The 25,108-nt window shown below is 71.2% G+C and carries 24 protein-coding genes and 1 tRNA gene; 18 read left to right on the top strand and 7 right to left on the bottom strand.

Features of this window, described 5'->3' with window-relative positions; genetic code table 11:
- Window position 1: 1 nt before the first annotated feature.
- From AB0C28_RS02695 to AB0C28_RS02655, 9 genes are all read left to right on the top strand, one after another.
- On the top strand, window positions 2-1,198 hold the full coding sequence (locus tag AB0C28_RS02695) for a helix-turn-helix transcriptional regulator (RefSeq protein ID WP_358073177.1): 1,197 nt from the start codon (window positions 2-4) through the stop codon (window positions 1,196-1,198).
- A gap of 324 nt (window positions 1,199-1,522) precedes the next feature.
- Window positions 1,523-1,852, top strand: coding sequence for a hypothetical protein (locus AB0C28_RS02690; RefSeq protein ID WP_358072883.1), 330 nt, complete (start codon window positions 1,523-1,525; stop codon window positions 1,850-1,852).
- Entirely contained in the window at window positions 1,845-3,179 is a 1,335-nt protein-coding gene (locus AB0C28_RS02685) for an FtsK/SpoIIIE domain-containing protein (protein ID WP_358072881.1), read from the top strand. Before AB0C28_RS02690 ends, AB0C28_RS02685 begins: the two co-directional genes overlap by 8 nt.
- A gap of 27 nt (window positions 3,180-3,206) precedes the next feature.
- Entirely contained in the window at window positions 3,207-3,863 is a 657-nt protein-coding gene (locus tag AB0C28_RS02680; protein ID WP_358072879.1) for a DUF2637 domain-containing protein, read from the top strand.
- Between the two features lie 14 nt (window positions 3,864-3,877).
- Window positions 3,878-4,216, top strand: a complete 339-nt coding sequence (locus tag AB0C28_RS02675) for a hypothetical protein (protein WP_358072877.1) — start codon at window positions 3,878-3,880, stop codon at window positions 4,214-4,216.
- Window positions 4,217-4,462: 246 nt separating this feature from the next.
- On the top strand, window positions 4,463-5,797 hold the full coding sequence (locus tag AB0C28_RS02670; RefSeq protein ID WP_358073176.1) for a replication initiator: 1,335 nt from the start codon (window positions 4,463-4,465) through the stop codon (window positions 5,795-5,797).
- Window positions 5,787-5,969, top strand: a complete 183-nt coding sequence (locus AB0C28_RS02665; protein WP_358072875.1) for a helix-turn-helix domain-containing protein — start codon at window positions 5,787-5,789, stop codon at window positions 5,967-5,969. Before AB0C28_RS02670 ends, AB0C28_RS02665 begins: the two co-directional genes overlap by 11 nt.
- Window positions 5,969-7,261 (top strand): site-specific integrase, encoded by a 1,293-nt coding sequence (locus AB0C28_RS02660; RefSeq protein WP_358072873.1) that lies wholly within the window; start codon window positions 5,969-5,971, stop codon window positions 7,259-7,261. The genes AB0C28_RS02665 and AB0C28_RS02660 overlap by 1 nt, the downstream gene beginning before the upstream one ends.
- A gap of 116 nt (window positions 7,262-7,377) precedes the next feature.
- Window positions 7,378-7,641 carry a hypothetical protein gene (locus AB0C28_RS02655; RefSeq protein WP_358072871.1) on the top strand — a complete coding sequence of 88 codons (264 nt, stop codon included), beginning with the start codon at window positions 7,378-7,380 and terminating at the stop codon, window positions 7,639-7,641.
- 78 nt (window positions 7,642-7,719) lie between these two features.
- Here AB0C28_RS02655 and AB0C28_RS02650 read toward each other — a convergent pair.
- The 3 genes from AB0C28_RS02650 to AB0C28_RS02640 all read right to left on the bottom strand — a co-directional run bounded on the left by AB0C28_RS02650 (window position 7,720) and on the right by AB0C28_RS02640 (window position 8,670).
- Window positions 7,720-7,792: transfer RNA gene (locus AB0C28_RS02650), tRNA-Ala, on the bottom strand.
- 15 nt (window positions 7,793-7,807) lie between these two features.
- Complete coding sequence (locus AB0C28_RS02645; protein WP_346109290.1) at window positions 7,808-8,536, bottom strand: HAD-IA family hydrolase; 729 nt, start codon at window positions 8,534-8,536, stop codon at window positions 7,808-7,810.
- 14 nt (window positions 8,537-8,550) lie between these two features.
- On the bottom strand, window positions 8,551-8,670 hold the full coding sequence (locus AB0C28_RS02640) for a DLW-39 family protein (protein ID WP_020542320.1): 120 nt from the start codon (window positions 8,668-8,670) through the stop codon (window positions 8,551-8,553).
- 654 nt (window positions 8,671-9,324) lie between these two features.
- On the opposite strand from AB0C28_RS02640, the gene AB0C28_RS02635 reads away from it, so the two are divergent.
- A complete protein-coding gene (locus AB0C28_RS02635; RefSeq protein ID WP_358072869.1) occupies window positions 9,325-10,116 on the top strand; it encodes a hypothetical protein in 792 nt (263 codons plus the stop codon).
- Window positions 10,117-10,151: 35 nt separating this feature from the next.
- Here the strand turns inward: AB0C28_RS02635 and AB0C28_RS02630 are convergent, their stop codons facing one another.
- Complete coding sequence (locus AB0C28_RS02630; protein ID WP_358072867.1) at window positions 10,152-11,324, bottom strand: MFS transporter; 1,173 nt, start codon at window positions 11,322-11,324, stop codon at window positions 10,152-10,154.
- A gap of 223 nt (window positions 11,325-11,547) precedes the next feature.
- Between AB0C28_RS02630 and AB0C28_RS02625 the strand changes: the two genes are divergently transcribed.
- A complete protein-coding gene (locus AB0C28_RS02625) occupies window positions 11,548-12,915 on the top strand; it encodes a PLP-dependent aminotransferase family protein (RefSeq protein ID WP_357839553.1) in 1,368 nt (455 codons plus the stop codon).
- Window positions 12,916-12,924: 9 nt separating this feature from the next.
- Here AB0C28_RS02625 and AB0C28_RS02620 read toward each other — a convergent pair whose 3' ends face one another.
- On the bottom strand, window positions 12,925-13,443 hold the full coding sequence (locus AB0C28_RS02620; RefSeq protein WP_357839556.1) for a universal stress protein: 519 nt from the start codon (window positions 13,441-13,443) through the stop codon (window positions 12,925-12,927).
- 109 nt (window positions 13,444-13,552) lie between these two features.
- On the opposite strand from AB0C28_RS02620, the gene AB0C28_RS02615 reads away from it, so the two are divergent.
- Genes AB0C28_RS02615 through AB0C28_RS02605 form a run of 3 tightly spaced genes read left to right on the top strand, consistent with a single transcriptional unit; the run spans window position 13,553 to window position 19,870 of the window.
- Window positions 13,553-16,759: a BTAD domain-containing putative transcriptional regulator gene (locus tag AB0C28_RS02615; RefSeq protein WP_357839559.1), complete on the top strand. Its 3,207-nt coding sequence runs from the start codon at window positions 13,553-13,555 to the stop codon at window positions 16,757-16,759.
- Between the two features lie 48 nt (window positions 16,760-16,807).
- Complete coding sequence (locus AB0C28_RS02610; RefSeq protein WP_346109279.1) at window positions 16,808-16,969, top strand: hypothetical protein; 162 nt, start codon at window positions 16,808-16,810, stop codon at window positions 16,967-16,969.
- A 48-nt stretch (window positions 16,970-17,017) separates the two neighbouring features.
- On the top strand, window positions 17,018-19,870 hold the full coding sequence (locus AB0C28_RS02605; protein WP_358072865.1) for a LuxR C-terminal-related transcriptional regulator: 2,853 nt from the start codon (window positions 17,018-17,020) through the stop codon (window positions 19,868-19,870).
- Between the two features lie 60 nt (window positions 19,871-19,930).
- On the opposite strand, the gene AB0C28_RS02600 is transcribed toward AB0C28_RS02605, so the two are convergent.
- On the bottom strand, window positions 19,931-20,626 hold the full coding sequence (locus AB0C28_RS02600; RefSeq protein WP_358072863.1) for a hypothetical protein: 696 nt from the start codon (window positions 20,624-20,626) through the stop codon (window positions 19,931-19,933).
- A gap of 115 nt (window positions 20,627-20,741) precedes the next feature.
- Between AB0C28_RS02600 and AB0C28_RS02595 the strand changes: the two genes are divergently transcribed.
- From AB0C28_RS02595 to AB0C28_RS02585, 3 genes are all read left to right on the top strand, one after another.
- On the top strand, window positions 20,742-21,281 hold the full coding sequence (locus tag AB0C28_RS02595) for an MFS transporter (RefSeq protein WP_357839568.1): 540 nt from the start codon (window positions 20,742-20,744) through the stop codon (window positions 21,279-21,281).
- A 95-nt stretch (window positions 21,282-21,376) separates the two neighbouring features.
- Window positions 21,377-21,901: a copper chaperone PCu(A)C gene (locus tag AB0C28_RS02590; RefSeq protein ID WP_358072861.1), complete on the top strand. Its 525-nt coding sequence runs from the start codon at window positions 21,377-21,379 to the stop codon at window positions 21,899-21,901.
- Window positions 21,898-23,013, top strand: a complete 1,116-nt coding sequence (locus AB0C28_RS02585; protein WP_358072859.1) for a Dyp-type peroxidase — start codon at window positions 21,898-21,900, stop codon at window positions 23,011-23,013. The genes AB0C28_RS02590 and AB0C28_RS02585 overlap by 4 nt, the downstream gene beginning before the upstream one ends.
- Before the next feature lie 20 nt (window positions 23,014-23,033).
- On the opposite strand, the gene AB0C28_RS02580 is transcribed toward AB0C28_RS02585, so the two are convergent.
- Entirely contained in the window at window positions 23,034-24,362 is a 1,329-nt protein-coding gene (locus AB0C28_RS02580; protein WP_358072857.1) for an aminotransferase class I/II-fold pyridoxal phosphate-dependent enzyme, read from the bottom strand.
- Between the two features lie 35 nt (window positions 24,363-24,397).
- On the opposite strand from AB0C28_RS02580, the gene AB0C28_RS02575 reads away from it, so the two are divergent.
- Window positions 24,398-25,015 carry an FMN-binding negative transcriptional regulator gene (locus AB0C28_RS02575; protein WP_357839577.1) on the top strand — a complete coding sequence of 206 codons (618 nt, stop codon included), beginning with the start codon at window positions 24,398-24,400 and terminating at the stop codon, window positions 25,013-25,015.
- Window positions 25,016-25,108 lie beyond the last annotated feature (93 nt).

Here is a 25,108-nt window from a genome sequence, read left to right as displayed (position 1 = left end):
CATGGAGTATCAGCGGGCGCTCGGACGGCGCATCGCTCAGGAACGCAAACGGCGCGGCCTGTCGCAGGTGGAGCTGGCTCGGCTGGTGGACCGGTCGGTCGCATGGATCTCGCAGGTAGAGCGGGGCGTGCGCAAGGTCGATCGCATGTCCGTGCTGGAGAAGGTCGCCGAGACTCTGGACGTGCCGCTGTCTGAGCTGGCCGCAGAGGCGCCGGTGGTGGCGGCCACGACCGAGGAGGTGCCGGGGACGGCCGGGCTGCGCCTGGTGCTGTCCGGAGCGCACTCGCTGTACGCCATGTTGCACGCCACACCGGTGCCCCCGACCGACCAGCTCAGGCAACGCGTGGAGCACGCCTGGGAGCTGACGCACCAGAGCCGCTACGTCGAGCTGACGGAGCTGCTGCGTGGGCTCGTCCCGACGCTGGAGAACGCGGTACGGTCCGCGCCTGCTGAGCGGCAGGCCGAGTTGTTCGAGCTGCTGGCGGTCACCTACCAGGCGTGTTCGGCGTCGCTGGCCAAGCTGGGTGAGCCGGAGGCGGCGTGGATCGCGGCCGATCGGGCCATCAGCGCGGCCGAGCGTGCCGGGAACCCGTTGATGATGGCGGCCGGGGCGTTCCGGCTGGGGTTTGTGTTCCTGGGGGCGCGTCATTTCGATCAGGTGGAGGAGACTGCGCGGACCGCTGCTGAGGCGCTGTGGTTCCTGACCGATCAGGGCAACGTGGAAGCGATGTCACTGTGGGGCGGACTGACGTTGCAGCGGGCGGTGGCGGCCTCACGGCTGAACCAGGCCGATGTCGCCTACGAGCATCTCTCGCGAGCCCGCGAGATGGCCACGCGGGTCGGTGAGGGGCGCAACGACTACAACACCGAGTTCGGGCCGGCCAACGTGGCGCTGCATGAGGTGGCGGTAGCGGTGGAGGTGGGTGACGCCGGGCACGCGTTGCGGGTTGGGACGGCGGTGGACGCCTCGACTCTGTCGGCCGAACGACGGGCGCGACTGGCTGTCGATCTCGCGCGGGCGCATGCGCAGCGTCGCCAAGTGGACGAAGCGGTCGCGCGACTCCTGGAGGCCGAGAACGTCACGCCGGAGCAGATTCGCAACCACCGGGTCGTACGGCAACTCGTCTCTGACCTGGTGTCGATGCAGGATCCGGCGTCCTCTGAGCTGCGGGAGCTGGCCGAGCGAGTGGGGGCGTAGAAAAAGTACGTGTCCACGTACTCTAAGTACTAGCGATTACTCTCAGTATCAGGTAGCGTTCGTGTTGTAGCTGGAACTCTCCGTAGTCGGAGGGTGGCAGCCCAGCACGAACGCTCTTCGCGTTTCAGGGGTGGATCAAGGGGGTCCGCTCACGAAAGGCGGAGAGAGGGCCACACATGAAAGTGGCCTGAGCGGGAGACCCGCCCAGGCCGGATGCGATAAGCACCCTAGTTGGCGCTTCGATGCTATCGCCTCCGAGCTGACGGCACGGCCTCCCTCGTCCTGAAACGCCTGATCAACAGGCCGACGAGAGGTCATACAGCCATGCGTACCGTCCCTATCCCTGTGGACGTCAGCAAGCTCACCATCACCTGCGTGAAGGCCCCGCGCCCTCGCGTGCTCAACAAGGACACCGGCGAGATCAAGACCGACAAGCACGGCAACACCGTCTACGAGGTCACCGTCTCGGTGGAGGACGAGTTCGGCCGGATCGAACTCGTCAAGATCGGTATCACCGGCGAACCGCCCATCAAGGCCGGCGACGCCGTCAACGCGGTCGGACTGCTCGGCTACGTCTGGGAAATCGCCGGCCGCTGGGGCATCTCCTACCGCGCGACCGCCCTGCTCCCGCTGCAGGAGACCGCCGATGTCTGACCAGCTCTACCCGCTGCTCGCAGTCCTGGCCGCCTCGGCGGCCGGGCTGTGGGCCTGGCGCCGCTGGCACTACCGCTCCTTCTGGCTCGTCATCGGCTTCCCGATCACAGCCATCACCATCCGAGCGACCTGGCGCAAGGTCGCCCTCGGCTGCAACCTCACCAAGAAGCGGCAACGCTTCTGGTTCACCACCGTCCCCGGACTGGTCGCCTCCACCGGCGTCGTCCGCGTCCGGCGCAAGTGGCAACGCATCGCCGTGGACACCAAACCGTTCATGTGGCTGCCGCTGCCGACCCGGCACGGCTGGCGGGTCACCCTGCACACCCTGGAAGGACAGATCCCCGCCGACTACGCCGAGGCCGCAGAACGCCTCGCCCACTCCTGGGGCGTACACGCCGTGCGCGTCTCCTCCGACAAGCCCGGCCGGGTACGCCTCGCCGCGACGATCCGCGATCCACTCGTCCGCGTCGAAGAGCTGCCAGCCTCGACTGAACTGCTCAAGGTCACCGTGGGACGGCTGGAGACAGGTACGCCTTGGGTCATCGACTTCCGGACCGTGCCGCACTGGATCAACGCGGGTGCCACACAGTCGGGCAAGTCCAACCTGGCGAACGCCCTGATCGTCGGCCTCGCGCCGCAACCGGTCGCCCTGGTCGGCTTCGACCTCAAGGGCGGCGTCGAGTTCACCCCGTACACGCCGCGACTGTCCGCGCTGGCCACCTCGCGCGCCGAGTGCGGCGGGCTGCTGGACGACCTGGTGGCGCTCATGACCGACCGGATGGGCGTGTGCCGGATGGCTGGCGCCCGCAACATCTGGCAGCTCCCGCCGCACCTGCGGCCGGTGCCGATCGTGGTCTTGGTGGACGAGCTGGCCGAGCTGTACCTGATGGCCGACAAGTCGGAGAAGGAGGAGATCGCCAAGACCTCGACAGCGCTGCTGCGGATCGCGCAGCTCGGCCGGGCCTTCGGCATCTACCTGTTCTGCTGCGGCCAGCGCATCGGCTCCGACCTCGGCCCCGGCGTCACCGCGCTCCGGGCCCAGTGCTCGGGACGGATCTGCCACCGGGTCAACGATCCCGAGACCGCCACCATGACCCTCGGCGACCTCGACCCGGCCGCACTCGACTCAGCCCGCGCCATCGCCGCCGAGACACCCGGCGTCGCCATCGTCGCCTCACAGGACGGCCAGTGGTACCGCGCCCGCTCCTTCTACGTCAGCGAACAGGCCGCGGAACGCGCTGCACAGGCCTACGCACACCTGGCACCGCCTTGGGCCGAAGTGATGACAGCTCAACCCGTCCCAACGCCCGATCAGCAGACCGCCTGACCCGGTCCGCTGCCAGGAGGAGTGGAGATGCGCCGCATCACCGCCTGGCTCCTCGACACCGGCCCCGTCCTTGTCCTGGCACTCATCGCGGGAGCAGGCTCGTTCACCCACATCCGCGACACCGCCAGCGAACACGGACAGACCGGCTGGATGTCCTGGGCCATCGCCATCTGCATCGACCTGACCTGCGTCATGGCCGCCCGCGAACGCCAACGCGACAAGAAGACCCACCGGGCCCGGCGCGGCCCGATCTCATGGCCCGTCCTCGTCCTGACCGGAGGAATCATCCTGTCCCTGGCCGCCAACCTCGCCCAAGCCACACCAACCGTCTGGGGCTGGATCACCGCCGCCACCCCGGCCGGCGCCTTCCTCGTCGCGGTCTCCATGCTCGAACGCCGCGCCACGACCGTCAGCACCGACGCACCACAGGACGTCCCGCAGACGTCCTCACCGTCCGCACAAACGTCCTCAGCCGTCCTCGCGGAGCCCCGTGACGTCCCGGCCCGCCATGACGGCCCGACACCAGACCCGGCCCTCGTGGACTACGCCCGCCGCGTCGCCGACGAGCACCACGCCAAGCACGGCGAACCGATCTCCGCAGACCTCATCCGTGCCCGCCTGGGCGTCTCCGAACAACTCGCCGCCAGCCTGCTCCACATCCTGCAACCCGCCCAAGCCCACTGAAAGGAACGCCATCGATGTCCACCACGCACTCACGGCCCGCGTTCATCACCGGGCTGCGCGCCCTGGCCGACTTGCTGGAAACGCGTCCCGACATCCCGATCCCAGGAAGCACCGTCGTATATCACTTCGTGCGGGACGCCCACGACGCCGACATGCACGCCGAGCTTCAACGCCTGGCCACACTGCTCGGCAGCCACGTCGATGGAGACAGCGGCCACTACACGGCCTCGCTGTCCCTCGGCCCGATCGAGTACCGCGCCGTGGCGATCCTCGCCGAGTCCCGCGCCCGCTATGAGGCCCACGACAGCTACCGCGGCTGCATCACGCCCTACGGCCCGAGCGAAGACCGATGAACACCGACACCGACACTCGCTATCGCTGCTGCACCTGCAACGGCACCGGACTTTACGACGACCAGACCTGCGCCGACTGCCACGGCATCGGCATCGACAACCACGGCGCATAGCCGCCGTAGCGCCCCCCGCCTGGCCACACATCCGCCAAGATCCGCGCCAGGCCGGGGGCCATCCACACCAGAGTGACTGGATAGGACAGGACCCATCTTGCCCCACCTTGCTCACAGCCACGCCGTGGCTGGAATGATCCACCGGCTCAACCAACCCGACTACGACCGCTGGGCCAACCAGATCAAGCGCACCGGCGGCTGCCGACAGCCCATCCATCTGCGCGGCAAGGTCGAACACTACGACCAGGCCACCGGCCACCTCCTGCACCGCTACAGCACCACCCAGGAGCCGAACGGCGTCCTGCGCGTCCCGTGCAAGACCCGCCGCGCCTCCCGCTGCCCGGCCTGCGCCGAGGTCTACCGTGCCGACACCTACCAACTCGTCCGCGCCGGCCTCGTCGGAGGCAAGGGCGTGCCGGAGACCGTCAGCAGCCACCCGTGCCTGTTCATCACTCTCACCGCACCGTCCTTCGGGGCTGTCCACGTGCGGCGGGAGAAGAACGGCAAGGTCCTGCCCTGCCACGCCCGCCGCGATGCCCAGCCCTGCCCGCACGGCATCGTCCGGTCCTGCACCGAGCGGCACAGCGCCGACCATCCGCGCCTCGGCGAACCGCTGTGCCCTGACTGCTACGACTACGACGGCTCAGTCCTCTTCAACGCCATCAGCCCCGAGCTGTGGCGCCGCTTCACCCTCGCCCTACGCCGCCGCTTCGCCAAGCTCAACGGCCTGACCGTCAAGGCCCTGCGCGAGCACGTCAGCATCGCCTTCGCCAAAGTCGCCGAATACCAGCGCCGTGGCATCGTCCACTTCCACGCCGTCATCCGCCTCGACGGACCCGACGGCCCGCACTCACCACCACCCGCCTGGGCCACCACTGATGCCCTGACCCAAGCCGTCCAGCACGCCGCAGCAGTCGTGACAGCGGAGGTGAAACCGCTCAACCGCGCCTTCCGGTGGGGCACACAGCTCGACGTCCGCCCCATCACCATGAACGGCGACCTCACCGAACAAGCCGTCGCCGCCTACATCGCCAAGTACGCCACCAAAGCGGCCGAATGCGTCGGCACCCTCGACCGCCGCATCCAACCGCTCGACAACCTCGGCGCCCTACCGATCCGCGAGCACGCTCGACACCTGATCGCCGCCTGCATGCGCCTGGGCGAGCACCCCGACCTGGCCGAACTGCGGCTCACCCACTGGGCCCACATGCTCGGCTTCCGCGGCCACTTCTCCACCAAGAGCCGCCACTACTCCACCACCCTCGGCGAACTCCGCACGGCCCGCGAGGAACACATGCGCGCCCAGGAGATCACCACAGGCCGCCTGCCCCTGTTCGACGAGGACGCCGTCCTGGTCGTCGCCCACTGGGCCTACGCCGGACAAGGGCTTTCGGCCGGCGAACAGCTCCTCGCCGCCGCCATCACCGGCCAGCAAACGCCACACCTCGGGGGACCAGATGACCGCTGAACTGCTCACCGTCCCGGAAGCGATGGCCGCCCTGAAGGTCAGCCGCTGGACGCTCTACAACCTCATCCGCTCCGGCGAACTCCAGTCCATCGTCGTCGGCACCCGATGCCGCCGCATCCCCGCCTCCTCGCTGGAGGCATACGTCACCCAGCTCTGTGAGGAGGCCGCCTGATGCCCGCCAAAACCACCACGGCAACCCCGGACGAGCCCGAACGCGGCCCTCGCAAGAGCCGGCGAACCCGGGCCAACAACGAAGGCTCGATCTTCCCGTACAAGAACGGCTGGGCAGGCTACGTCTGGGTCACCACGCCCGAGGGGAAGCGCACCCGCAAGTGGGCCTACGGCAAGACCCGCGAGGAGACCCACGAGAAGTGGCTCAAGCTCCACGAGCTGGCCCGTAGGGGGCCGGTAGTCACGAAGTCGCCGAAGCTCTCGGACTACCTGTCGTACTGGATCACCAACATCGTGGAACCCAACCTCGCGCCCAAGACAGTGGCGAACTACGAGATGTTCGCACGGCTCTACATCACGCCAGCACTCGGCTCCAAGCGGCTCGACAAGCTGACCGTCCGGGACGTCCAAACCTGGCTGAACAAGCTGCGCCGCGTCTGCCTCTGCTGCGACCAGGGCAAAGACGCCGCACGTCCCGAGCATCACAGCAATCCGAAGCGGCGCCGGCACTGCTGCGCCATCGGCAAGTGCTGCCGGTCGCTGCCCTCGGAGTGGACGGTCCACGACGCCTACATGACGCTGCGGGCCGCCCTGAGCAACGCCGTACGGGAGGAGACGCTGACCCGCAACGTCGCCGCCAACGTCAAGATGTCGGTGCCGCGCAAGCGCAAGGTCAAGCCCTGGTCCGTCGAAGAGGCACGGGCCTTCCTGGAGTCGGCACGCAAGAACAACGACCCGATGTACCCGGCTTACGTCCTGGTGCTCGTCCTCGGGCTGCGTCTGGGTGAAACGCTGGGGCTGCGCTGGGAAGACGTCGATCTCGACCGGGCCGAGATGACGATCGGCTGGCAGCTCCAGCGCGTTGGGGGCAAGCTGCTACACCGCCAGACGAAAACCGACGCGTCCGACGCCACACTGCCCTTCCCAGAGGTCGTCACGACGGCCCTCCGCGCTCGTCAACGGGCACGCGACACCGCCCGGGAAGCGGCTGGAGACGACTGGCAGGACACGGGACTCGTCTTCACCACCGCCAGTGGCCGGCCTATCGAGCCATCCAACTTCCGCCGCAGCTTCGCGAACGCCTGCGCCAAGGCAGGAGTCCGGAAGGTTCACGTCCACGCGACTCGCAAGACCTGCGCATCCTTGCTCGTCGCCCTCGACGTCCACCCTCGCGTCGCCATGCAGATCCTTCGCCACTCACAGATCGCGGTGACCATGAATATCTACAGCGAAGTGTCCTCGGAGGAGACGCGCAAGGCGCTCAAGCGCCTCGGGGATCATCTAGACCGTTAGGACCGAAGATCGTTGCTGAGGCCATCCCTCTCGGGGTGGCCTTCGCGCGTATTGGGCCCCTCGCCACAGCCGAATCTCAACCCTCCTGTTGCCCAGCGCTCGTAAGGTCAGTGGCCATGGCGCATGTCGTGATTTGGGTGAAGCCCTACGAGCGAAAGAACCATAACGAGGACACAGAGGGATACAAAGGCCTCTGTGGCTGGCACGGGACGACTGAGGGACGGGGTCCGTGTCGGAACAAGCCGTACGCGAGCGTGAAGCTCCGGTACGCGGACTACCAGCCGGTGCAGTCGGCGTGCATCAAGGCCCTTGAGGAGATCTCACAGCGCTACGGCTTCCCGATCCCACAGGAGCAGAGCGAGCGTGCCAAGGGAAGTTGATGCTGTAGCTGTATTTTGCAGCTGTACAAGATCGAAAAGGCCACTACCCGATCATGGGAAGTGGCCTTTTACCTGGAGTGGAGCCTAGGAGATTCGAACTCCTGACTTCCTGCTTGCAAAGCAGGCGCTCTGCCAACTGAGCTAAGGCCCCTTCGACGAAGATAGCTTACCGGGCGGAGGAAGCTACCTGCGTCGTACCAAGGTCATCGCTCAGGACCAGATTCGGGAAGTCGGCGATCGAGTCGAGGATGTGGGTTGCGCCGCCCTTGAGCAGGCGTTCCTTGCTGTGTACGCCTGTCATCACCCCCGCCACGATGGAGGCGCCCGCGCGTTTGCCGCAGAGCATGTCGCTTTCCGAGTCGCCGATGACGGCCACCTGTCGGACGTCGGGGACTCCTGAGCGGAGGACCGCGTGGAGGACCATGTCGGGCCAGGGGCGGCCGCGGCCGCCGGCGTCTTCCGGGGAGATGGCCAGGTCGATCTTGTCGTGCCAGCCCAGGACGCTCAGGATGCGGCTCAGGGTGGTGCGGCTGAAGCCCGTGATCAGGGCTAGTTTGATGCCGTTGCCACGGAGTTTGTCGAGGACCTCCATGACTCCGGGCATGGGTACGAGACCCGCCCGCTCCAGCGCTCCCTCGTAGGAGCGTTCGAACGTCAGGTTCGCGGCCTGTGCCTGGGCCTCGTTGCCGGGGAAGATCCCACGGAAGACATCGATCTTGGGGCAGCCCCGGGACCGGTGCACGTGAACCATGGCTCGCGCGTACGCTCCGGTCCCGGGCACTATGCCCTGGGTCGCGATCGCCTCGGCAAAGGCGCGCTCGACCATGGCGATGTCACCGACTGTGGTGCCTGCCAGGTCCAGGCACACCAGCTTGATGGGGACGACGTCACTCATCGCCTCGCCGTCGGTTAGTTCTCGCTGCCGGTCGCCTCGGTCCAGAGATCGAGCTCTGCGCGGTCGGCCTGCACCTTACGCCAGATCAGCAACCCCCCAAGGGCGATCAGCGCCAGAACGAGCAGCTTCTTCACGGTGTGACCCCACTTCTTCGACGGCCTCACCTGCCGGGGTGAGACCCAACGGTTGACAAGCAGCCTAGCAAGGGATGGCCGGGCTCCCTGTGTTGCGCACGGACCAGATGTGTGGAATGTGCGAAGGGCGGGTGTTCAGCCCCTGGTGGGGCCGTACTACCCGTCCCATCTTGGACAACATCCCAGTGACGATGGTTCGAGCGTTGCAGGTCAAGATTCTCCATGCGCCGTGGTTCATGCTCCACGGTTCATGGTTCATGGATGGACAACAGCTCGATCATGCCAAAATTCCCAGCTTGATGCGCAGGCGCGGGGACGGGGTATCCGGTGGCCCACTCTTGTGCTGGTCCGGTGGGGGTTGGGTGCGGGAGGTGAGGGGGGCTCGGGAAGTCGGTACGGATCTGCCCGTCCGTAGTGGGTGCTTCCGCCGTATCTGAAGTCGAGAAGAAGGTGATGTGGGTCCCTGAAGTCGGCGGCTCGCTGTTCATCCCCAGGGGGTACGGTGCCAGGTTTCACGTGGAACTGCAGGGTGGGGCGGTCATGAAGGCGGCGGCCAGGTTCGGTCCGTACGGTCTGGTGTTGGTTGTGGTGTTCGGTGGTGCTGTGGGGGCGGGGGCCATGGTCGGTCCGCCGGCTCCCCGCCCAAGTGCGAGTGTGACGGTAGGGGAACATGCTGGACATGAAGCCAGGGCCAACTCCGGTACGGTGCCCGGTGGGCTGCAGGTTTCCCAGGATGGTTACACGCTCAACCCGATCACCTCGATCACGACCGGCGGCGCCCCGGCGGAGTTCAGGTTCACCGTGATCGGCCCCGACGGCACCCCGGTCACCGACTACCAGGTCGCGCACGACAAGAAGATGCACTTCATCGTCGCCTCCCGTGACCTCACGAGCTTTCAGCACGTGCACCCGAGCATGGCCCCCGACGGCACCTGGGCGGTCGGCCTTTCAGTGCCGAAGGCGGGGTCGTACCGGGCGTTCGCCGACTTCGTCCCCAAAGGTAAGCAGAAGCTCACGCTGGGGGTGGATCTGCAGGCCGCGGGCGACTACCGGCCCGAGCCGCTGCCGCACGTCAGTCGTACGGCCGCCGTCGACGACTACACCGTGAACCTCGCGGGGAACCTCGTTCCCGGCCAGGCGAGCAAGCTCGTGCTCACCGTCAGCAAGGACGGCGAGCCGGTCGACGATCTGGAGCCCTACCTGGGCGCGTACGGCCATCTGGTCGCCCTGCGCGCCGGCGATCTCGCGTACCTGCACGTGCATCCGGAGGAGAGCGACGAGGCGGGGCCTGAGATCACGTTCGTCGCCGAGGCGCCCAGCCGGGGCGACTACCGGCTGTTCCTCGACTTCAAGCACGAGGGGAAGGTGCGGACGGCGAGTTTCACGGCGACGGCGACGTTGTCCGATGGGCACGCCCCTTCCGCCACGCATGACCACACCCATTGAACGTCAGGCGCGGGTTCGCGGGGCGCGGTTGAACGTCAGGCACGGGTTCGCCGGGCGCGGTTGACGGCCGGGGTCATGGAAGCGCCGGCCAGGACGAACATGGCGCCGACCAGGAGCCATCCCAGCGTGCCCGCGCCCAGGACGACCGTCGTGAGCACGACCGGGCCGAGCATCCTGGCCACGGCCACGCCGCTGCCGAAGAAGCCCTGGTACTGGCCCTGCCGGTCGTCGGGGGCGAGGCCGAAGCCGATCTCCCACGAGCCCGAGGCGAGCTGCATCTCGCCGGCCACCAGCAGCGCCGTCGCCACGAGCAGGAACCCCCACCAGTACGGGCTCAGCGCGAACACCGCACACGCCGCGAACATCGTCACCCCCGCCCGCCGCACCGCCACCGAGGCGTCCCGCAGACTCTTGACCCGCTTGGCCACCCGTACCTGGAACAGCAGCACGCCACCCGTGTTGAGCAGCAGCAGCACGGCGACCACCCACGTGGGCGCGCTGGTACGCCCGGCGATCCACAGCGGCACCACCAGGCTGAGCAGCGGCATGTAGAAGAGCATCACCGCGTTCACCAGCGTGACGAGCGCGTACGGCCGGTCCTTGAGCACCGCGAGACGGGGGCCGGCGGAGGGGGCGGTGATCCGTACGGAAGGCAGCCGGAGCAGGACGGCGGCGGCGAGGAGGAAGCCGAGGGCGTCCACCGCGAACGCGGCCAGGTAGCCCTCGCGGGTCCCGAGGTGCAGCGCGAGCCCGCCGAGCCCGGCGCCGACGGCCAGGCCGCCGTTGAGCGTGGCCTGCAGCGTCGCCCGTACGGTGGTCCGCTCGGCAGGCTCGACCAGGGCGGCGAGCAGGGCCTGGCGGGCGGCCGACAGGCCGGTCTGGGCGGTGCCGTACAGGCAGGCCACGAGGACGAACGGCACGAACGAGCCGACGAACAGGAACGAGCCCACCGCCACGGCGGTGGTGAGCGCGAGCAGGACGGCGACGCCGCGGGGGCCGCGCCGGTCGGCGAGGTGGCCCAGGGGTACACCGGCCACCAGGCCGACCGCCCAGCCCAGGGTGAGCCCTAGGCCGATCTGGGCCGCCGACAGGCCGATGATCTGGGAGAAGTAGAACGCCGAGGTGACGAGGTAGAGGCCGTCACCGATGGAGTTCGCAAGCTGCGCTTGTGCCAGGATGCGGCGATATTTCGGGACTTGAGGGCCCACGCCCCCAGGGCTCAAGTCCCCGCGGCTCAAGTCCCCAGAGCCCACCTCCTCAGGACCGGCGCCGGCGCTCGGCGACCCGGCCACAACGAGAGAAGCGGTAGAGGACGTGGCGAGGGAGTCGGAAGCGAGGGTCGCAACGGCCGGAGCTGGTGTCATACGCTCATCCTGGCCCCACACTTGTCCCGAGATAAGCTCCAATTATCCCCCAAATGATTGGGCCAAGATGGACGTCCACATCACCCTCCAAGGCCGCGGTGACCTGGCCGCACAGGTCTACCGCCAGCTTCTCGACGCCATCCTCGACGGCCGCCTCAGATCGGGCGAACGCCTCCCCCCGACCAGAGACCTGGCCCGCAGCCTGGAGATCTCCAGGAACACGGTCGCCCTCGCCTACGACCGCCTGGTGGCCGACGGCTTCCTCGTCGGTCGCGCGGGCGCGGGCACGTTCGTCTCGGCGGAGCCGGTCAGGGGCCGGGCCGCCCCGAAAGGCGTCGTACGCCCGCGTCCGGTGTGGAATGACCTGCCCCTCCCGCAGCCCATGACCCCCGCCCGGTACGACTTCCGCGCCGGCGTCCCCGACCCGCGCCTGTTCCCCATGGAGACGTGGCGCCGCCTGGTGGCCCGCGAGCTGCGGGTGAGCGCCGCCGGCTACGGCGATCCTGCCGGTCACGAGCCGCTGCGCGCGGCGATCTCCCGTCACATCGGCCTCAGCCGCTCGGTGCACGCGGGCCCCGGCGACGTGCTGATCACGAACGGCGCCCAGCAGGCGCTCGACCTGATCGGCCGCGTCCTGATCGAGCCGGGCGCGGTCGTCGCCGTCGAGGAGCCCGGCTATCCCCCGGCCCGCCTGCTGTTCCGCTCGCTGGGCGCCCGCGTGGCCGGCGTTCCCGTGGACGGTGAGGGCATCGACGTCACGGCGATCCCGGGTGAGGCCCGCGTCGTGTACGTCACGCCGTCGCACCAGTTCCCGCTGGGCACGCCCATGTCGCTGGCCCGCCGCGCCGCCCTGCTGGCCTGGGCCGAGCGCCGCAGGGCGGTGGTGATCGAGGACGACTACGACAGCGAGTTCCGCTTCGGCGAGCGGCCGCTGGAGCCGCTGCAGAGTCTCGACCGGGCGGGCCGCGTCATCTACGTGGGCTCGTTCTCCAAGACACTGCTGCCCATGCTCAGGCTCGGCTTCCTGGTCGCGCCCGCCTCGCTCGCGCCGGCCCTGCGCGCGGCCAGGCAGTTGTCCGACTGGCACGGGGAGCTGCCCACGCAGGCGGCGCTGGCCCGTTTCATCGACGAGGGGCTGCTGGCCAGGCACATCAGGAAGGCGACCCGCGAGTACGCCGCCAGGCACGCTCTGATCGCCGAGGCGCTGGCGGGAGACGACCGGCTGCTGCCGGTGCCGTCAACGGCGGGGCTGCACCTGTGCGCCCGGTTCGCGCCGGGTGTGATGATGCGTCCGGTGCCGGAGCTGGCGGTGGAGTCGCTGGCGGCGTACTACGACGGGAGCACGCCCGAGCCGGGCCTGGTGCTGGGGTACGGCGGGATCGGCACCGAAGCCATCCCGGAGGGACTGCGCCTGCTCAGGTCGACGATTCGCTAGAGGCCCTGGTCAGGGATGTCGGCGGGTCCAGAATCTGCGGTTGCGCTCCCCCGACATCTCGGGGTCGTCGGGCGGGGAGGGCTGCTGCACGATCACGACCGTCGTACGAGCGTGCCGTGCGCAGTACATGCTGGTCGAGGGCAGGAAGATGCGGCTGAGCACGCCGCGTCTCCCCCGTCCGAGCACCAGCAGGTCGCCTTCGCGGGCCAGGTCGACGAGGTGATAGCCGGGGTCGCCGACGCGGCCGACCATGAAGGTGGCCAGGTCGTCGGGCACCCCGCCCGCCACGTCCTCGAACACGCCCGCGATCACCTCGGTGCAGCGCGCCTCCTCACCCGCCCGGACGGCGTGCTGCACGGGCAGCGCCTCGGGGAAGGGGTGGACGGGCGCGCGGCTGACGTGCACGGCCACGAGAGCCATCCGGTGCAGCCTCGCCGCGCCGATGGCCCAGGCCAGGGCCCAGCGCGCCGCCGGGGATTCGTCCACCCCGACGATCAGCCGCGCACCGCCGGGCAGATCCTGTTCCACGGTGCCTCCTGTCGAAGTACGACCATAGTGCGCCTGCCCGCTGGTTACCGGGAGGTGGCACTTTGCGAACTCTGGAGTCCCCCGGCGAGGCCGGGCGTAGCATGCGGGGGTGGAACGAGGGTGGGTGCGGCCTCGTCCCGCCCTCGACCGGCGGCTCGACGGCGCACTCGTACACCGGCTCACCTCGCTCGTGGCGACGACAGGCTACGGGAAGTCGACCGTTCTGGCTGGTTGGAGCCAGGCTGTGGGTGCGGTGCTGCACCGGCTGGGGAGCGCCGATCGTGACCTGCCCACGCTGGCCGCGGCGGTGGCCTCGGCGGTGGCGGCCAAGGTGCCCGATCTGCCCGCCGAGCTGGTGACCGCGGCGGGGGCGCCGCTCGGGCCCGGCGCCGACGAGGCGTCCAGGGCGGCGGCGCTCGCGGGTGCGCTGGCCGAGGCTCTGTCGCGGCGGCTGCGGCGCGGGCTGGTCCTGGTCTTCGACGGTGTCGAGGTGATCGCGGGCGCGCCGGGTCCCGTCCGGTACGTGGAGACGCTCGTACGTGCCGCGCCCCGCCACCTTCACCTGGTCACCGCGTCGCGGGCGCCGCTGCCGTTCCCGACGGCCCGGTTGCGGCAGGACCACGAGGTGCTCGACCTGGACGCCACCGATCTCGCGCTGACGCCGGAGGAGACGGCCGCCTGGGCGCGGGCGCTGCTGGGCGAGGCGGGCGCGGACATCGCGGCCGAGTTGCACCGTACGTGCGCCGGCTGGCCCGCGGCGGTGCAGGCGGCGCTCGACGCGCTGGCCCGCGAGGACCCCGCCGCCTGGCGCGGCACCGTAGCCGGGCTGACGGCGAACTCGGCCACGCTCGACCGGCTCACGGTGGCCGCGTTCGAGGACCTGCCGGCCGCCATGCGTGAGCTGCTGCGGGCCGCCACGGTGCTGCCGGTGCTGACGCCGGACCTGGCCGGGGCGCTGGGCGCACCGCCCGACACGCTGGACGCGCTGGCCGGCCGCGGCCTGTTCCTCGAATTCCTGGAGCCGGGCCGCGAGAGCTGCCGGCTGACCTCCCAGGGCGGCCAAGTGCTGGCGAAACACGCCCCGCTCGACCGGCACGAGGCGCACGACGTGGCGGCGGTCGCGGCCCGCTGGTACGTCGAGCACGACCGGCCCGAGCTGGCCCTGCGCGCGGCGATCTCGACCGCCCACTCCGTGCTCGCCGCCTCGCTGCTCGACGCGCACGGCCCGCGCCTGGCCGAACGCGGCGACGTGCCGGCCGCGCTGGAGCTGCTGCCCGAGCCCGCCAGGCGCTCTCCCCCGATGCTCAAGCTGGCCGGCTTCGCCGAGCAGAACCGCGGCCACTGGACCAGGGCCCGCGAGCTGCTCGCCCAGGCCGCCGATGGGCCGGCCTTCGACGCCTCCGTGGCCAGGCGGCTGGCCTTCATCGACCACCTGCGCGGCGAGCTGGACCGGGCGCTGGCCATGTACGAGCAGGGTCACGCCTTCGGCCTGCCGCCCGCCGACGCGGCCATGTGCACCGCCTCGATGGCCTCGGTGCACTGGCTGAAGGGCGACCGGGTGTCCTGCGCCGAGCTGGCGGACAAGGCGCTGGAGCAGGCCAGGAGCCTGGGCGATCCGGGCGCGCTGGCCATGGCCAACACGGTCCTCGCGATGCTGGCCGCGCTCGACGGCGACCGCCGCGCCAACGACGCCTACTACGTGCGGGCGCTGGCCTACGCCGAGCGGGCCGGCGACCTGGTCCAGCTGATCCGCATCCACGCGAACCGGGCCTCACGCCACCTGGACGAGGCCGCGTACGAGGACGCGCTGGCCGAGACGGAGATCGCCGGCCGGCTGTCGGATCTGGTGGCCTTCGCCCCCTTCGCCGCCCTGAACGTGGCCAACCGCGCCCAGGCCCTGACCCGGCTGGGCCGCCTGGAGGAGGCACTGACCGAGGCCGCCGACGCGGTGGCCAGGTGGGAGGCGATGGGCTCCAGGCTGACCGGCACCGGCATGAACCAGCTCGCCACCGTGCACGCGCTGCGCGGCGACCGAGGGGCCGCGGCGGCGCTCTACCGGCGGGTGATCGCCCAAGCGGAGCCGTCGGGGGAGGTGCAGGCGCTGTCGCACGCGCTCAACGGGCTGGCCGAGCTGCTCGCGTACGAGGATCCCGACGAGGCCGCGCGCGTCGCCCGGCAGGCGCTCCGGTACGCCGACGGGATCGCCGGGGTGGCGGCCAGGATAGCCGCCGTACGGGTGGCGCTGGCGGCCGGGCGGCGCGAGGAGGCCAGGGCGCTGCTGGAGCAGGTCGAGCCGGTCGCGGCCGGCCGCAGGGACCACGCCGCGCTGGCGGCCGTCGCGGAGGTGCGCGCGGAGCTGGACGGCGACGTCGCCTCCGCCGACGAGGCGGTGCGCCGGTGGACGATGCTCGGCGACCCCATCGGCCGAGCCAGGGCCGAGCTGGTCAGGGCCGCGCTGGCCGACCCCGCGACCGGCGTCGAGGTGGCCGTGGCGGTGCGCGAACGGGTGCACGCGATCGGCTGCCGGGCGCTCGACGACCGCATCGACGCGCTGGTGGCCCGCGCCGCTCCTCCACGCCAGGCGAAGGTGGTCGTGGAGACGATGGGAACGTTCCGCGTGCTCAGGGGCGCGGTGCCCGTACCGCGTACGGCCTGGCAGTCGCGCAAGGCCCGTGACCTGCTGAAGATCCTGGTCAGCCGCCGGGGCGGCGCGATCGGCAGGGAGCGGCTGGTCGAGATCATCTGGCCGGAGCAGGAGGACCAGGCGGTGGGGCTGCGGCGGCTGAACGTGATGGTGTCCACGCTGCGCGCCGTGCTGGATCCGGGGCACGAATGGCCGGCGGACGAGATCGTGGTCTCGGAGGAGGGGGCGTTGCGGCTGGAGCTGGCCAACGTACAGGTCGATGTAGAGATATTTCTGGATCTGGTGGCTGAGGCCGTACGGCTCGATCAGGCCGGACGTACGGCGGAGGCGCTGGAACGGTGGGCGGCGGCCGAGAACGCGTACGGCGGGGAGTTCTGCGAGGAGGACCCCTACGCCGACTGGGCCGTGGGGCTGCGTGAGCAGGCCCGGCTGGCGTACGTGCAGGCGGCGGCCAGGCTCGCCACCGAGCGGGCCGGCACGCACCGCTACGACGAGTCGGCCCGCTACTGGCTGCGGCTGCTCGAACGCGACCGCTACGACGAGCGCGCCCACCTGGGCCTGGTACGGGTGCTCGACCTGGCGGGCCGGCGCGGCGACGCCCGCAGGCGCTACCAGTTCTACGCGGAGCTGATGCGCGAGCTGGAGGTCGAGCCCGCACCGTACCCTGGCTAGCATCCCGACCTGAACCAGACCTGAACCGCCTGGCGAGATCGTGCACAGATGAGAACGGTCATCGTCCGGCTGGTCGAGCCCGAGCAGTCCGGCGGCCAGCTCCGTGGGCTGCTCGAAGAGGTCGGAGGCGAACCGGTGCCGTTCAGCGGCCCGGAAGCCGTCATCGAGATGCTGATGGTGGCCGCGGGACTACGCAGAGATTCGACCTGAACCTCCCGCGAACACCTCTCGCCACGATGGGTGACGAGAGGAGGCACGATGAGCGAGCACGGGAGCTGTTGGCCGTTCGTCGGGCGAGGGGGGTCACTCACGACCGTACGGGAGGCGTTGCGGTCGGGAGCGGGCATGATGATCGCCGGGGCGGCAGGGGTGGGCAAGAGCAGGCTGGCGGCGCAGGCCGTGGCTGGGCTGCCGGGATACGCGGTGGTGCACGCGCTGGGGACGGAGACCGCGGCCGCGATCCCGTTCGGCGCGTTCGCGCACGTGCTGACGGGGCCGCCGCGCAGCGGCGAGAACCTGCTGCGCTGGGCGGCGCGGCACCTGCGCGGACAGGCGGGGCGGCGGGGGCTGCTGGTGAGCGTGGACGACGCGCAGCGGCTGGACCAGGCGTCGGCTGCGCTGGTGCACTACCTGGCCGAGAGCGGGGAGGCGCAACTGCTGGTGACGGTCAGGTCGGAGGAGCCGCAGCCGGCTCCGGTCACCGCCCTGTGGAAGGACGAGCTGCTGCGGCGGATCGAGCTGCCGCCGCTGACGGTGGCGGAGGTCGGTCAGGTGCTCGAAGCGGCGCTCGGCGGGGAGGTCTCGGCGCGGACCGTACGGCAGCTCGCGGGGGTGAGCAGAGGGAACGTGCTCTACCTGCGCGAGCTCGTGCACGCGGGGCGCGACTCGGGCTGCCTGGCCGAACGCGGGGGCACGTGGCGGTGGAGCGGCGAGCCGGCCATGACCACCCGGCTACGCGAGCTGGTCGGCGACCGGATCGGCCATCTCGACCAGGACGAGCGCGAGGTGCTTGAGCTGGTGGCGTTCGGTGAGCCGGTGGGCATCGAGCTGCTGACGGCGCTCACCTCGGCGCGGGCGGTCGAGCGGGTCGAGGCGCGCGGCCTGGTCGTGACCGTGACCGACGGCCGGCGCGAGAACCTGCGGCTCGGCCACCCGCTCTACGGTGAGGTGATCCGCGGCGACTGCGGCACCCTGCGGACGCGGCGGCGGCTGCGGACACTGGCCGAAGGGCTGGAGGCGGCGGGGCTGCGGCGGCGCGAGGACGAGCTGCGGGCTGCGGTGTGGCGGCTGGACAGCGGCTCGCCCACCGACCCCGGGCTGCTCACGTCGGCGGCGCGGCAGGCGTGGAGCCGGCAGGATCCTCGGCTCGCGGCTCGGCTGGCGAGGGCTGCGATCGAGGCGGGGGCGGGTGTGGGGGCGGTGGCGGTGCTCGGCGAGGTCCTCACGGTGCTGGGCGAGACCGGCCCGGCACTGTCGGCCCTGTCGTCGGCGCTGTCGTCGGTGTCGGCGCTGTCGTCGGGAACGTCGGTGTCGGAGTCAGGGGCAGGGGCGTCGGGGACGCTGTCGGCGTCGGGCGTTTCGGGAATTTCGGGAACGTCGGCGGCGCAGGGGACTGCTGGGCCGCAGAGGGCTGCCGGGGCTCGGGATGCGATGACCGAGGGCGAGCGGGCGCAGCACGCCTGCAGCCTGGGGATGAACCTGGCGTGGGCGGGTGCGGACGCCGAGGCGTGCCGGGTGCTCGACACGGCGGTCGCGACGCTGACGGAGCCGGGGTGGCGGCAGGAGGCGTATGTCTACCGCGCCGTCGCCGACTGCTTCGCCGGCCGGCTGAGCGACGCGGCCGAGTCGCTGGCCGGAGCCCGTTCCTGCGTGCCCGCCACCGCCCGCGGCCGCGCCCACGCGGCGGCACTGGAGACCTGGGTGGACGCCTACGCGGGCCGCCAAGAACGCACCCTCGCCCGAGCCGGCCGAACGGCGGACACCGGAGCAAACCGGCCCAATACTCCGACGCCGCTGCACCGGGCAGATGCTCGGGCGTCGCTGGACCGGCCGCACGCTCCCGCGTCGCTGGACGCACGGGAGTCCGCGCACGCGCTGTTGGCTGTGCCGGACGTGCTGGAGTCCGCGCACGCGTTGCCGACGTTGCTCGACGCGTTGTGTGTGGCGCACCTGTTCTCCGGGCGGCTGGAGGAGGCGGCACGTGCTGCGGAGCGGGGCATGGAGTTGCCGGCCGCCGAGTTGCCGGTGACCGGGTTCGCGGCGCATCTGGCGATGGCGGCCAGGCTGAGGGGCGACGCGGCGGAGGCGGTGCGGCGGTGCGGGGACGATCTGGCCAGGCTGCCGGAACACGAGCCGTACCTGGGGCGGTGCCTGGCCGAGCAGGCGCACGCGTTCGCGCTGCTCGGCAGGCTGGGCGAGGCCACGCGGGCGCTGGCCGAGGCCGAAGAGGCGGCGTCCCGGTGGGCTTTCACCCGTCAGCACGTGCTCCACGCCTCCGTCTGGGTGACGGCGGCGGGCGGTGACGTGGCCGACGCCGTACGGCGGTGCCTGGCGGCGGCCGAGCACGCGGAGCGGCACGAGCTGCGCGGTCACCTGATGTTCGCGCTGCACGACCTGGTTCGGCTCGGGGCCGCTCCTGCCGCCGTGGAGCGGCTGCGGGAGCTGGCGTCCCTGGTGGAAGGGCCGCTGGTGAAGCTGCTCGCCCGGCACGCGCGGGCGCTGGGGGATCCGGGCGCGCTGCGGGAGGTGGCCGGGGAGTTCGAGCGCCGGGGCCTGCTGCTGTACGCGGCCGAGGCCACGGCGCACGAGGCGGTGGCGTACCGGGAGACGGGGCGCGGCACCCTGGCCAGGGGTGCGCGGACGCGGGCATGGGCATTGGCCAGGCGCTGCTCGGGGATCAGCACACCGGCGCTGGTCGAGCTGGCCACGCCCGAACTCACGCCACGGCAGCGGGAGATCGTCCAGCTCGCGGCGGCCGGGCTGACCAACCGGCAGATCGCCGACCGGCTGACGCTCTCCACCCGGACAGCGGCCAACCACCTCCAGGCCGCCTACGACAAGCTCGGCGTGAACGACCGCACACAGGTAGCCCGCCTGCTGACCGCCCTGTGAGCAGACATCCAGATCGACCTGCGCAGGCCGTCTCAGGTCGGGACGGCTTGCGCGGGGCGGTCAGATGAGTTTGAGGAGGATGTCGTACAGGGTGTCGCGTTCCGTCTCGGACAGTGCCCCGTACGGTGCCGACGCGCGCCGGTTTGTCTCGGCCTCGATTGCGGTGCGTTCGGGGCCGTCCCGCAGGTCGACGATCTCGGACGCGGACAGGCCCACCGAACGCCATGCCGCCGCATGCGCGTCGGCGCGGTGGTAGCGGAGGGCGGCGAGGCGGTTGAACAGGCGCAACCCCGGCCCCGTGCCCTCCGGCTCGTACGGCGGTGCCACCAGCTCCAGCGCCCCGCCCGGCAGCCGTTCGGCGGCGGCGAGCACCCGGCCCACCAGCTCGGCGGGCCCGGCCAGGTCGTGGCCCACCCAGACGCGGGCCACAGCGGCGGCGTGCAGGTCGTAGACGTGGTGGACGAAATCCAGGCCCTTGTCCGTCAGCCGCAGCAGCCCGTCGCCGTCCTCGGTCAAGGTGCCTTCGTCGAGGTGCTGAAGGAGGGTTCGTTCCTGGTCGGAGGCGTACCGGTAGAGGACGGCCAGGCCGGTGCGGGGCAGCGGACGGAGGGGGAGGGTGAAGCGCAGGTCGTACAGGTACGCGGGGGTCAGGCCCGAGGCGGCGGCCAGGTCGGCGAGGGGTTGGGCGGCCGAGGCGTGCACATTGACGTGGGCGACGTTGATGACCGGGGCGATTTCCGCCGCATACTCCGACAAGTCCCGAAATTTAGGCATCAGACTCGATTATCCGGGTCTTGGTGGCGAGGGCGATGGTTTCACGTGAATCGGGATCGACGCCCGGACCGCCGGGCCGGCGTGGAATGCTAGATCCATGGCGCTGTCGCTCCGTCTCGCCCGCACCGCGGTGTTCGCCGTCGTGTGCCTCGGGCTCGGCGTGGCGGCTCACGTGCTCGGCGGCTCGTCCGTGCCCGCCCCCGCCATGGTGGTGGCGTTAGGACTGGCGTTCGGGGCCGCGTACCCACTGGCGGGGCGTGAGCGCTCGCTCGCGCTGATCCTGCCGCTGCTCGCCGGCCTCCAGGTGCTGCTGCACCTGCTGTTCAGCCTGTCCCACACGGTCTCGCCCGCGGCGCCGGCCATCCACCTGCACTCGGGGCTGGTGCCGGGCCTGGGCATGCTCGCCGCCCACGGCTGGGCGGTCGGGCTGACCGCGCTCTGGCTGGCGCGCGGCGAGGCCGCGCTCTGGGCGCTGCTGCGCCGCCTGGCCGTGCGGTTGCTGGTCGTCGTCCGGCTGCCGCTGCTCGTCACTCCTTTCTCCGCATCCCTGGGTACGCCCGAGCCGCGCGTGCTGCGCTCGGCCGTGCTGCGGCACGTCGTCAGCAGAAGGGGCCCGCCGCGGGCCGTCGCCGCCTGACCTCCGGGTCCGGCAAGACGTTCTCCCCTCTATGACGACCCCCGCCGCCCGGCAGGGTCTGCTTCGGCATGCCGGGCGGAGAAAGGCCTTTTGCCATGTTCGTTCGACATGCCCTCGTACTCGCCGCCACCGCCGTGGCGCTGACCGCCTGCGCCGACGCCTACGAGCCCGCCGCACAGGCCACCACCTCGGCCCAGGCCACCGCTCCGGCCACCGCCCCGGCCGCCGGACTGAGCATCACCGACCCCTGGGTGAAGACCACGAAGGAAGGGATGACCGCGGCGTTCGGGACGCTGGTCAACAGCGGCGCCGCGCCCGTCACGATCGTCTCCGGCGCCTCCCCGCTGTCGCCCAAGATCGAGCTGCACGAGGTGGTGGAATCCGGCGGCAAGATGGTCATGCAGCCCAAGGAGGGCGGGTTCGTCGTGCCTGCGGGCGGCACCCACGAGCTCAAGCCCGGCGGTGACCACATCATGCTGATGGGCGTCACCGAGGAGGTGCGGCCGGGGGCGAGGATCTCGTTCACGCTGCAGGTTCAGGGCGGCGCGCCGCTGGAGTTCACCGCCGTGGGCAAGGACTTCGCCGGCGGCGAGGAGGACTACCAGCCGGGGCACAAGTGATCAGCCGCAGAGGGCTGATCACCGGCGGCGCCGTCACCGCCGCCGGCGTGCTCGGGCCGCACCGGGCCGAGCGGCAGGTGATCTGGCTCACCTCCACCGAGGTGACGCCGTTCCACGGGACGCACCAGGCGGGCGTGGCCACACCGCCGCAGGCGCACGCGGTGTTCCTCGGCTTCGACCTGCTGCCGCGCACCCGTAAGGAGGCGATCGTGCGGCTGCTCCAGCTCCTGACCGACGACGCGGCCCGCCTCACCCAGGGGCGGCCCGCGCTGGCGGACACCGAGCCCGAACTGGCCATGACCCCGGGCGGGCTCACGTGCACGTTCGGGTTCGGGCCGGGGCTGTTCGCGGCGGCCGGGGTGGACTCGCCGGTGGCCGCGCTGCCCGCGTTCAAGACGGACCGGCTGGACAAGCGCTGGAGCGGTGGCGATCTCCTGGTCCAGGTGTGCGCGGACGACAGCGTGAGCGTGGCGCACGCCGTACGGATGATCGTGAAGGACGCACGCTCCTTCGCCCGCGTACGGTGGACGCAGCGCGGCTTCCACAGCCCCACCAGGCGCAACCTGATGGGCCAGATCGAGGGCACGGGCAACGCCACCGACCTCGACAAGGCCGTCTGGATCGGCCAGGGCCCGATGCGCGGCGGCACCACGATGGTGTTGCGCAGGATCCGGATGAAACTGGAGACCTGGGACGCCGCCGACCGGGTGGCCAGGGAGTTCACCATCGGGCGGCGGCTGAGCGACGGCGCGCCGCTCACCGGCGCGGCCGAGCGCGACGCGCCCGACTACGCGCGCAAGAACGCCCTCGGGTTCCCGGTCATCTCCGAGTTCGCCCACATCCGGCGGGCGCACGTGGCCGATCCCGCGTCGCGACTGCTCCGGCGGCCCTACAACTACGACGAGGGGCTGAGCGTCGAGGGCGAGTCGGACTCGGGGCTGCTGTTCGCCTCCTTCCAGGCGGACATCGGCCGGCAGTTCGTCCCGGTGCAGCGCATGCTGGCCGAGGGTGACCTGCTGAACGAGTGGATCAGCGCGATCGGGTCGGCCGTGTTCGCCATCCCGCCGGGGTGCGCGCCCGGCGGGTGGATCGGGGAAACCCTGCTCTCCTGATCATCAGGCTGGCCGCCGTCCTAGCCGTACCTGCCCGTCGAGGCAGGGCGCAGGGCGGCGGCCAGGTCGTCGGCCAGCGGCTCGATCTCCTCCTGGGTCAGGGTGGAGACGGTCAGGCGCAGCGCGGGCGGCGAGCCGATGCGGTTGCGCGCGCCGGGCGCGCACGCCCAGCCGCGCGTCAGCAGCCGGGTGATCGCGGTGCTCTCGTCCGCGACGGGGATCCACACGTTCAGCCCGCTGCGTCCGTACGCGGTGACGCCGCGCGCCGCCAGCGCCGCCACCAGGCCGTTCCTGCGCAGCCCGTACGCCGCCGCGACCGCCGCGGAGTCCACCGCCTCCGTCCGCCAGAGGTGGGCGACGACGCGTTGCAGCAGATGACTAACCCAGCCCGCGGCCAGCCGCTGCCGCCCGCGCAGCCGGTCGAGCGTGACCGGGTCGCCGGCGATCAGGGCGAGGCGCAGGTCGGGGCCGAACGCCTTGGCGGTGGAGCGGGTGTGGATCCAGCGCGCGGTGGCCCCGGCCAGCGGATACGGCGGCAGGTCCACGAAGCCGGAGCCGTGGTCGTCCTCGATCAGCAGCACCTCAGGACTGGCCGCGAGCAGCGCCCGCAACTCCCGTGCCCGCGCGGCGGACAGGGCCGCTCCCGTCGGGTTCTGCGCGCGAGCGGTGATCACCACGGCGCGCACCCCTGCCCGCAGTGCCCGCGCGAGCTCGTCCGGCAGTGGGCCCTCCTCGTCCAGCCGCATCGGCACCGGGCGCAGCCCGAGAACGGCGACCAGGTCGAGCAGGGCCGTCCAGCCCGGGTCCTCGACGGCGACCGGGTCACCGGGACGCAGGTGGGCGGTGAGCACGCGTTCGACGGCGTCGAGGGTGCCGGAGGTGATCGCCAGCGCCTCGGCAGGTACGCCGTCGGCCCGCAGCCGGGCTCTGGCCAGGGTGATGAGCTCCTCGTCGTCGCCGGTGCCGTACATGGCGGGGCTCTCCTCGTGCGCCCGCGCGGCGGCGGCGAGTGCCTCGTGCAGCGGCGGGAGCAGGGCGGGATCGGGGTTGCCCCGGGACAGGTCGCGCACGCCCGGCGGCGCCTCGATGCGGATCTCCTCGCGGAACGTGCTGGCGGGTCGCGGCCTGACCCGCGTGCCGCGCCGGCCCGCGGTCTCCACGACGCCGCGCTCGCGCAGCAGCCGGTACGCGGCCGCCGCCGTGCCGGGGCTGACCCCCGCCCGCTCGGCCACCTCGCGCACCGGCGGCAGCACCGCCCCTGGCGGCAGCCGACCCTCGGACACGGCGACCTCGACGCCGGACGCGATCTCGCTGGCCGTTCCGCCGGTGAACGGATATGTTTCTAGCACAATGCTAAGTATGTACTAATACAAAGAGGTTCGCCATGCTCATCAACCCATGGGACGCCGCCAGGAACGAGGACGAGTGGCGTGAGTGGCTGCGTACGCGCGACTTCGGCCAGATCGCGGTCAACGGCGTGGGCGGCGCGGCCCCCGTGGTGGTGCCGACCCACTTCCTGTTCGACGGGGAGGAGATCGTGCTGCACCTGGCCCGGCCCAACCCGATCTGGGCGGCGCTGGAGGCGAACCCCGCGGCGGTGGTGAGCGTGTACGACGACTACGCCTTCATCCCGAGCGGCTGGCGTGGCGACTCTCCCGAGACGGGCGTGCCGACCAGCTACTACGCCTCCGTCCAGCTCGTCTGCCAGGCCGAGATCGTGGACGACAGGGAGGGCAAGGCGGAGATCGTGCGCCGCCAGCTGGCCCACCACCAGCCGGACGGCGATCACGGCGAGATGGCCGCCGGCGCGGGGCCGTACCACAAGCTGCTGTCGGCGCTGCGCGGGCTGCGGCTGCGGGTGGTGGACGTGCGGGCCAAGTTCAAGTTCGACGACCATCGGCCGGAGGTGCGCGAGCGGGTCTCGGCCGGGCTGGCCGAGCGCGGCCTGCCCACGGACGCCGGCGCGCGGGCCCGGCAACTCAGGCGCGCGGCCGGCGGCTGAAGAGGGGCTCGGCGGGGCTCTTTTCCACACGATGCACAGTCTGTGGATAACTGGCCTCTCCTGTGGATAACGTCGTTTCGGCCTCCGCGCCGG

The sequence above is a fragment of the Nonomuraea sp. NPDC048892 genome (assembly GCF_040649735.1).
GTDB lineage: Bacteria > Actinomycetota > Actinomycetes > Streptosporangiales > Streptosporangiaceae > Nonomuraea > Nonomuraea maheshkhaliensis.
Note: the sequence above shows the minus strand (reverse complement) of the source record. Positions and strands in the feature narration are given on the sequence as shown.

Bases quoted from the DNA above. Each gene is read 5' to 3' on its own strand.
- AB0C28_RS02695 (WP_358073177.1), top strand. From the start codon at position 2: ATGGAGTATCAGCGGGCGCTCGGACGGCGCATCGCTCAGGAACGCAAA.
- AB0C28_RS02690 (WP_358072883.1), top strand. From the start codon at position 1,523: ATGCGTACCGTCCCTATCCCTGTGGACGTCAGCAAGCTCACCATCACC.
- AB0C28_RS02685 (WP_358072881.1), top strand. From the start codon at position 1,845: ATGTCTGACCAGCTCTACCCGCTGCTCGCAGTCCTGGCCGCCTCGGCG.
- AB0C28_RS02680 (WP_358072879.1), top strand. From the start codon at position 3,207: ATGCGCCGCATCACCGCCTGGCTCCTCGACACCGGCCCCGTCCTTGTC.
- AB0C28_RS02675 (WP_358072877.1), top strand. From the start codon at position 3,878: ATGTCCACCACGCACTCACGGCCCGCGTTCATCACCGGGCTGCGCGCC.
- AB0C28_RS02670 (WP_358073176.1), top strand. From the start codon at position 4,463: ATGATCCACCGGCTCAACCAACCCGACTACGACCGCTGGGCCAACCAG.
- AB0C28_RS02665 (WP_358072875.1), top strand. From the start codon at position 5,787: ATGACCGCTGAACTGCTCACCGTCCCGGAAGCGATGGCCGCCCTGAAG.
- AB0C28_RS02660 (WP_358072873.1), top strand. From the start codon at position 5,969: ATGCCCGCCAAAACCACCACGGCAACCCCGGACGAGCCCGAACGCGGC.
- AB0C28_RS02655 (WP_358072871.1), top strand. From the start codon at position 7,378: ATGGCGCATGTCGTGATTTGGGTGAAGCCCTACGAGCGAAAGAACCAT.
- AB0C28_RS02645 (WP_346109290.1), bottom strand. From the start codon at position 8,536: ATGAGTGACGTCGTCCCCATCAAGCTGGTGTGCCTGGACCTGGCAGGC.
- AB0C28_RS02625 (WP_357839553.1), top strand. From the start codon at position 11,548: ATGGACGTCCACATCACCCTCCAAGGCCGCGGTGACCTGGCCGCACAG.
- AB0C28_RS02610 (WP_346109279.1), top strand. From the start codon at position 16,808: ATGAGAACGGTCATCGTCCGGCTGGTCGAGCCCGAGCAGTCCGGCGGC.
- AB0C28_RS02605 (WP_358072865.1), top strand. From the start codon at position 17,018: ATGAGCGAGCACGGGAGCTGTTGGCCGTTCGTCGGGCGAGGGGGGTCA.
- AB0C28_RS02595 (WP_357839568.1), top strand. From the start codon at position 20,742: ATGGCGCTGTCGCTCCGTCTCGCCCGCACCGCGGTGTTCGCCGTCGTG.
- AB0C28_RS02590 (WP_358072861.1), top strand. From the start codon at position 21,377: ATGTTCGTTCGACATGCCCTCGTACTCGCCGCCACCGCCGTGGCGCTG.
- AB0C28_RS02575 (WP_357839577.1), top strand. From the start codon at position 24,398: ATGCTCATCAACCCATGGGACGCCGCCAGGAACGAGGACGAGTGGCGT.